Origin of the sequence: Roseisolibacter sp. H3M3-2 (assembly GCF_029211165.1) — a bacterium.
Classification (GTDB): Bacteria; Gemmatimonadota; Gemmatimonadetes; order Gemmatimonadales; family Gemmatimonadaceae; genus Roseisolibacter.
In genome coordinates, this window is sequence record NZ_JARGEK010000016.1 from 22,222 (window position 1) to 29,964 (window position 7,743).

The following is a 7,743-nucleotide window of genomic DNA, read 5'->3' on the forward strand; positions in this document are numbered from 1 at the left end:
TTACAGGGCCGTGCGTGATCCGTTGCGGGATGGGGGGAGGTTGTAACGCTGAGCCGGGGCCCGATCCGGGCCGACTCACGCCAACCCGCCCTCCCCATGTCCGCTCGCCCGCTCTGGATCGCGCTGCTCGCGGTCGCGGTGCCCGCCCTCCCGCCGGTCCCCGCCCTCGTGGCGCAGGCCCCGGCCCCCCGCCCGGCCACGGGCCGGATCACCGGCCGCATCGTCGACGCGAGCACCGGCGCCGGCCTGGCCGACGTCGGCGTGCAGATCGTCGGCACGACGCTCGGCGGCATGTCGGGCGTCGACGGCCGCTTCACCATCGCCGGCGTCCCCGCCGGCACGGTCACGCTGCAGGCGCGCCGCATCGGCTACGCGCCCAAGACCGTCACCGGCATCGCCCTCGGCGCCGGCCAGACGCTGGAGCAGAGCGTGGCCCTCGGCTCGGCCGCGGTGCAGGTCGCCGCCGTGACGGTGACCGCCTCCGCCGAGCGCGGCACCGTGAGCGAGGCGCTGGACAAGCAGCGCAACGCGACCGGCATCGTCACCGCGGTGACCGCCGAGCAGATCGCCAAGAGCCCCGACGGCGACGCCGCGCAGGCCGTGCAGCGCGTGAGTGGCGTGACGGTGCAGGACAACAAGTTCGTCTTCGTGCGCGGCCTCGGCGAGCGCTACACCACGACGCAGCTGAACGGCGCGCGGCTGCCGAGCCCCGAGCCGGAGCGGAAGGTGGTGCCGCTCGACATCTTCCCGTCGGGGCTCCTGCAGAACATCTCGACGATCAAGACGTTCACCCCCGACCAGCCGGGCGACTTCAGCGGCGCCGTCGTCGACATCCGCACGCGCGAGTTCCCGGCGCGGCGGCAGTTCGCCTACTCGGCGTCGGTCGGCTCCAACCTGCGCGCGACGGGGCAGACGCTGGTCGCGCCCAAGCGCGAGGGGCGCGAGATCCTCGGCTACGCCGGCGGCGAGCGCGGGATGCCCGCCGGACTGCGCGCGGTCGACGACGTCCAGGCTGACGTCCCGCAGCGGGAGCTGAACCGGATCATCAACTCGCTGCGCAACGTGTGGACGCCGCGCCAGCGCGGCGGCTCGCCCAACGGGTCGTTCAGCGCCTCGGTCGGCGGCAACGACCCGGTGTTCGGCCAGCGCGTCGGCTACCTCCTCTCGGGCACCTACGGCGTGTCTCAGGAGGTGCGCGACGGGGAGGTCAACGCGGTCGCGCAGCCGCAGTCGGGCGGCGGGGTGACGGAGCTGTACCGCTTCGAGGGGCAGACCGGGCGCTCGGGCGTGCTCTGGGGCGGGATCGCGAACGCCAGCACGCTGTTCGGCCGCAACACGCGCGTCTCGCTGAACAACACGTACAACCGCAGCGCCGACAACGAGGCGCGGCAGGACGTCGGCTTCAGCGAGAACCTGAACACGACGCTGGAGCGCTCGACGCTGCGCTTCGTCGAGCGGACGATCCGCAGCAACCAGCTCCAGCTGGAGCAGCAGCTCCCGAAGGGGCAGACGCTCGACGTGGCGGTCACCTCGGCCGGGGTCGCGCGCCGCGAGCCGGACCGGTCGGACGTGATCTACGCCCTGCAGGACGGCCCCAACGGCACCCGTACCCGCGCGCTGCTGTTCGAGGGGGAGGGCTCGCCGCGCCGCACCTTCGCCGACCTCGAGGAGTCCAACCTCACCGCGTCCGCCAACTACAAGTTCGAGCTCGGCGAGACGCAGGACGTCGTGGTGCGGGCCGGCGCGATGATCCGCGCGACCGAGCGCGACGCGTCGAACTTCCAGTACAGCATCTTCGGCTCGCTCCCCGGCGCCGCGCGCGCCCTGCGGGCCGAGGAGATCTTCGACGGCCGCTACACGATGGGGCAGCAGGCCAACTTCCAGATCCAGCCGCTCGGCCGCGGCGGCTCGTACGACGCCCGCGACCGGATGACGGCCGGCTACCTGATGGGCGAATGGGCGGCGACGTCGCGCCTGCGGCTCATCGGCGGCGCCCGCGTCGAGCGCGCCGACATCGAGGTCAACAGCGTGCTCGTGGGCGACCAGCGGGTGACGGGGCGCCTGGACGACACCGACGTGCTCCCGTCGCTCGTGGCCAACCTGAAGATCACCGAGAGCCAGTCGCTGCGCCTCTCCGGCACGCAGACGCTCGCGCGCCCCGAGTACCGCGAGCTGTCGCCGGTGCTCACCCGCGAGGTGCTCGGCGGGTTCAACCAGTTCGGCAACCCGAACCTCCGCCGCTCGCTGATCCAGAACTTCGACGCCAAGTGGGAGTGGTACCCGGGCGCAGGCGAGGTCCTGAGCATCGGCGTGTTCGGCAAGCGGTTCGACGACCCGATCGAGCGCGTGCAGCAGGTGACGTCGGAGGCGGCGCAGGTCACGTGGCGCAACGCCGAGCGCGCGCAGAACTACGGGCTCGAGCTGGAGGCGCGGAAGCAGCTCGGCGGGCTCTCGCCGGCGCTGGCCCCGTTCCTCGCCTTCGCCAACGTCACGCTCATGCAGAGCGAGATCACGCTCGGCGACAGCGCCCGCGCGGCGCTCACCAGCGACAAGCGCGCGATGGTCGGGCAGGCGCCGTGGGTGGTGAACACGGGGCTGACGTACGCCACGGAGTCCGGGCGCACGTCGGCGACGCTGCTCTACAACGTGATCGGGCCGCGCATCACGACGGCCGGCGTGACGCCGCTCCCCGACGTGAAGGACCGCCCGCGCCACGTCGTGGACCTGTCGCTGCGCTTCCCGATCTTCGCCCAGGTGTCGGGGCGGCTCGACGCGCGCAACCTGTTCGACGCCGCCTACCGGCAGCTCCAGGGGCCGGTGACGATCGAGAGCTACCGCGTGGGCCGCGCGATCTCGGCCGGACTCTCCTGGCAGCCCTGATCGCCCGACCGCGCGAGACCACGCGAACGGCCGCCCGGCATCTGCCGGGCGGCCGTTCGCGTTCCGGCCGGCGTGACACGGCCGTGACCCGTTGGTCACGGGACCGCCGCGCGTCACGGATTGCTTTGCGGTCGCGCGGACGGGTCCGCGCCCACGCACACGCAACCCTGCCCTCGGAGCTTTCATGTCCCTCGCCCGCCTCGCGATCGCGGCGCGCCGGCTGACCCTCGCGACGACCGTCGTGCTGGCCGCCGCGTGCGCCGACGACGACGACCCGATCACGCCGCCGCCGCCCCCCGCCGCCCCCGCCGGCGTCGCGGTGAGCGCCAACGGCGCGACCGGCGCGACCGTCACCTGGACCGCCGTCACGGGCGCCACCAGCTACGTCGTGGAGCGCGTGACCGGCGCGACGGGCGGCACCTTCGCCGAGGTCTCGCGTCCCACGGCGGCCACCTACGCCGACGCGGGGCTGACGGCGGGGACGACCTACCGCTACCGCGTCGCCGCCGTGAACGGCACGACGCCGGGCGCGTACTCGAACGAGATCTCGTACACCGTGCAGCAGCCGGCCCCCGGCGCGCCGACCGGCCTGACCGTGACGGCCAGCGGCACCGGCGCCAGCGTCGCGTGGACCGCCGTCGCCGGCGCGACCGGCTACGTCGTCGAGCGCGTCACCGGCGCGACCGGCGGCTCCTTCGCGGAGGTGGGGCGTCCGACCGCGTCGCCCTACGCCGACGCGAACCTGGCCGCCGGCACGACGTACCGCTACCGCGTGGCCGCCCTGAACGGCGCGGCGGTCGGGCCGTTCTCGCCGGAGGTCGCGTACACGCGCGCCTCGGGGCCGACGCAGCGCACGCTCACCGGCACACTCGCCACCCAGACGCTGCGCGCCGACACGACCTACGTGCTGAGCGGCTTCGTGCAGGTGCCGAGCGGGCAGACGCTCACCATCCAGCCGGGGACGCGGATCGTCGGCGACACGACCGTACCCGGCTCGGCGCTCTTCGTCCTGAAGGGCGGCCGCATCCTCGCCGAGGGGACGGCGGCGGCGCCGATCGTCTTCACGTCGCAGCGCGCCGTCGGCAACCGCCGCCCGGGCGACTGGGGCGGGCTGATCGTCATCGGCAACGCGCGCATCAACCGCCCGTCGCCGACGCTGCTCGAGGGGTCGAACGCGAACGTGGGCGGCGTGCAGTACCCGGGCTTCGACATCGCCGGCGGCACGAACGACGACGACGACAGCGGCACGCTGCGCTACGTCCGCGTGGAGTTCGCCGGCTACGCCGTCACGGCGGACAACGAGCTGAACTCGTTCACCTTCGCGTCGGTCGGCCGCGGCACGACGCTCGAGTACCTGCAGGCGATGGGCGGGCTGGACGACTCGTTCGAGTGGTTCGGCGGCACGGTGGACGGCCGCTACCTGGTGTCGTACCTCGCGGGCGACGACCACTTCGACGCCGCCGAGGGGTATCGCGGCCGCAACCAGTTCCTGATCGCGCTGCAGGACACGGTGCTCGTCCCGCGCACCGGCTCGGGGCAGACGGCGACCGACCCGACCGGCTTCGAGATCGACGGCTGCAACACGAGCGGCACGAACTGCCCGTCGCAGTCGGCGGCGCCGTTCACGACCCCGGTGTTCGCGAACTTCACGATCATCGGCGGCGGTCCGGCCATCCAGGCGACGACCGGCGGCCAGGGGATGGTGATCCGCCGCGGCGCGGGCGGCTACTACGTCAACGGCGTCGTGACGCGGTGGGGCCGCCTCGGCCTCTCGGTGCGCGACTCGTCGACCAACAACCGCCGCCTCGCCGACTCGCTGCAGATCCGCAACGTGCTGTTCGCCGAGAACGGCGCGACGCTCGACCCGTCGGCGACGAACTTCACGCAGCCCGCGAACTTCGCCAACAGCGGGATCGACTCGACCGCGACCGCCGCGGCCTCGCTCTTCACCGCGGTCCCCGCGCTCGGGACGGCGCCGACCGCGGCGGGGCTGAACTTCGCTCCGGCGGCCGGCTCGCCGCTCGCCAGCGGCGGTCTGTCCACCTTCACGGGCGCCCTCGCGGCGCGGGTCGCGAACTTCTTCGGCGGCACGCTCGCCGCGACCGCGTACCGCGGCGCCGCGACGCCCGGCGGCACGGCGTGGTGGCAGGGCTGGACCAGCTACGCCCGCAACTGACCGCGCCCCACCCGATCGACGCGGCCGGCGCCCTCGGGCGCCGGCCATCGTCGTTCGCCCGGGCGTCACTACCTTGCCCCGCATGCGTCTTCCGCTCCCTCTCGCGCTGCTCGCCACGGTGCTCGCGTGCGCGCCGCGCGACGACCGCGCGCCGGCCGCGGACCCCACTCCCACGCCCGCCGCGTCCGTGGCCGCCGCTCCGGCGCCCGTGCCGACCGTCGAGCAGCTCGTCGACTCCTCGCTGCGCGCGTTCCGCGACGGCGTGGCCCCCGTGACCGCGCTCGACGGCGGCGCCGAGAGCCGCGACGCCCTGGTCTCCCGCTACGCCGAGGCGGCGCTGGCGCGCGATACCGCCGCGCTGCGCGCGCTGCTCGTCACGCGCGCCGAGTTCGCGTGGCTCTACTTTCCCGAGTCGCGCCTCGCGCGGCCGCCGTACGGGATCGACCCCACGTTCCTCTGGCTGCAGGTGGGCTCCAACTCCACGCGCGACCTGCCCAAGGCGATGACGGCGCTCGCGGGCGGGCGCTACGCCGCACACCTCTGCCAGGACCCGGCGACGGCGGAGGGCGCGAACCGCCTCCACGAGCAGTGCCGCGTCGTCGTCACGCGGGGGGCGCGGGCCGACACGCTGTCGCTGTTCGGTTCGATCCTGGAACGCGGCGGACGGTTCAAGTTCCTGTCGTACGCCAACCGGCTGTAGCGCGGGGCGCGATCCGGGCGTCCATTGGGGGCAGGACCTCCCCGACCACCCCGCCCCGCCGCCATGCCCCGCCTCGCGCACCCCGGCCCCGCGTCGCTCCTCGTGCTGCTCGCCGCCTGCGGGGGCTCCGACGGCGCCGAGCCGGGGCCGACCACCCCGCCGCCCCCCCCGCCGCCGGCCACGCTGTCCGCGCCGACGGGGGTGACGGGGACGGCGGCGTCGGCGAGCGCGGTGCGGCTGACGTGGACGCCCGTCGCCGGCGCCACCGCGTACGTCGTGCAGCGCGCCGCCGGCTCGGGCGCCGCCAAGCGCGCCGGCACGCCGGCCGCCCACCCGTTCGACGACGCGGGGCTGCTCCCGGCGACGACCTACGCGTACCAGGTGGCCGCCGTCCGCGGCAGCGACACCAGCGCCTTCGCCGCCGCGGTCAGCGTCACCACGCGCGCGCTCGGCGCCGCGTCGGCGACGCTGCGAGGCGACGTCACCGCGTCGCGCACGCTGACCGCCGACACGACCTACGTGCTGAGCGGCGCGGTGAAGGTGCGGCCGGGCGCCACGCTCACGATCCAGCCCGGGACGCGCCTCGTCGGCGACAGCACGGTCGCGGGGAGCCTGCTCATGATCACGCGCGGCGCCCGCATCGACGCGCGCGGCACCGCCGAGCAGCCGATCGTCTTCGGCTCGCAGCGCGCCGCCGGGAGCCGCGCGCCCGGCGACTGGGGCGGGCTGGTGCTGGTCGGCAACGCGCCGGTGAGCCGCGCCGCCGCGGCCGCGCGCACGCTCGGCGCCGCGCCCGAGAGCTACGGCGGCGGCGCCGACGCGGCCGACAACAGCGGCACGCTGCGCTACGTGCGGCTCGAGTTCGCCGGCGCCGAGGTGCCGACGGGCGCGGAGCAGGTCCCCACGTCGCCGGCGGCGCTCACCCTCTACGCCGTCGGCCGCGGCACGACGATCGAGTACGTGCAGGCGCTGTCGAGCCTCGGCCCCGCGTTCCAGTGGTTCGGCGGCACCGTGGACGCGCGCTACCTCGTGTCGTACGAGTCGGGGGACGACCATTTCGCGTGGGCGGAGGGCTATCAGGGGCGCAACCAGTTCGTGATCGGCTTCCAGAGCCACGAGCCCACGCCGCGCGCCGGCGCCGGGACGGTTTCGGCCACGCCCCGCGGGATGCAGGGCTACGGCTGCGACCCCAACGTCGACGGGTGCGCGACCTCGACGCAGCCGCCGATCTCGAGCCCCGTGTTCGCGAACTTCACCCTCGTCGGACCGGGCTCCCCCGGCTTCACGGCGATCCAGGCGCGCGACCAGTCGCACGGGATCCTGGTGCGCCGCGGCTCGGGGGCGACGCTGCTGAACGGCGTCGCCGCGCGCTGGCAGGGCCAGGGGCTGTCGGTGCGCGAGGTGGCGACCGACACGCTGCGGCAGCGCGACTCGCTGCAGGTGGCGGGCGTGCTGCTCGCCGAGAACCAGCTCGGCGCGTTCGACCCGGCCGGCAGCGCGGGCTTCGCGAACGCCGCCGCCTTCCCCGGCGTCGAGGCCGCGACCGCGACCGCCGCGTCGCTGTTCGCGGGGCTTCCGGGCGGCGTCCCCACGACGGCGGCCATCGACTGGGCGCCGGCCGGCGCGCTCCGGTCGGGCGGGCTCGCCGCGGCGGCCGCGCGCGCGGCGGCGCGCGACAACGGCTTCTTCGGCGGCGCCCTCGCGACCACCCCGTACCGCGGCGCCGCGGCGCCGGACGGGGCGCGCTGGTGGCAGGGGTGGACGGCCTACGCGCGGAATTGACCGCTCGCGGCATCCGGCCGGGGGCGCCGTGACAGACCCGTTACACGGTCACGATGCGAAGGCGACGGGCGGCGCGGAGACTACGGGCAGCCCATGCGCACGCGTCCCGCCTCCCTCCTCCTCGTCGCCGCGGCCCTGACCGCCTGCGACGCGCGCGCCCCGCGCGCCGACGACGCGCGGCCCGGCGCCGCCGCGCGCGCCGAGC

4 protein-coding genes are annotated in these 7,743 nt (G+C 75.3%); all 4 read left to right on the plus strand.

Features of this window, described 5'->3' with window-relative positions; genetic code table 11:
- The first annotated feature begins 96 nt into the window (after positions 1 to 96).
- The 4 genes from PYV61_RS03115 (at position 97) to PYV61_RS03130 (ending at position 7,538) form a co-directional block, all read left to right on the plus strand.
- Positions 97 to 2,880, plus strand: a complete 2,784-nt coding sequence (locus tag PYV61_RS03115) for a TonB-dependent receptor (protein ID WP_275828220.1) — start codon at positions 97 to 99, stop codon at positions 2,878 to 2,880.
- A gap of 184 nt (positions 2,881 to 3,064) precedes the next feature.
- Positions 3,065 to 5,056: a fibronectin type III domain-containing protein gene (locus PYV61_RS03120; RefSeq protein WP_275828222.1), complete on the plus strand. Its 1,992-nt coding sequence runs from the start codon at positions 3,065 to 3,067 to the stop codon at positions 5,054 to 5,056.
- An 82-nt stretch (positions 5,057 to 5,138) separates the two neighbouring features.
- Positions 5,139 to 5,756: a hypothetical protein gene (locus PYV61_RS03125; protein ID WP_275828224.1), complete on the plus strand. Its 618-nt coding sequence runs from the start codon at positions 5,139 to 5,141 to the stop codon at positions 5,754 to 5,756.
- Positions 5,757 to 5,819: 63 nt separating this feature from the next.
- Positions 5,820 to 7,538, plus strand: a complete 1,719-nt coding sequence (locus PYV61_RS03130; RefSeq protein WP_275828227.1) for a fibronectin type III domain-containing protein — start codon at positions 5,820 to 5,822, stop codon at positions 7,536 to 7,538.
- Positions 7,539 to 7,743 lie beyond the last annotated feature (205 nt).

Bases quoted from the DNA above. Each gene is read 5' to 3' on its own strand.
- PYV61_RS03125 (WP_275828224.1), top strand. From the start codon at position 5,139: ATGCGTCTTCCGCTCCCTCTCGCGCTGCTCGCCACGGTGCTCGCGTGC.
- PYV61_RS03115 (WP_275828220.1), top strand. From the start codon at position 97: ATGTCCGCTCGCCCGCTCTGGATCGCGCTGCTCGCGGTCGCGGTGCCC.
- PYV61_RS03130 (WP_275828227.1), top strand. From the start codon at position 5,820: ATGCCCCGCCTCGCGCACCCCGGCCCCGCGTCGCTCCTCGTGCTGCTC.
- PYV61_RS03120 (WP_275828222.1), top strand. From the start codon at position 3,065: ATGTCCCTCGCCCGCCTCGCGATCGCGGCGCGCCGGCTGACCCTCGCG.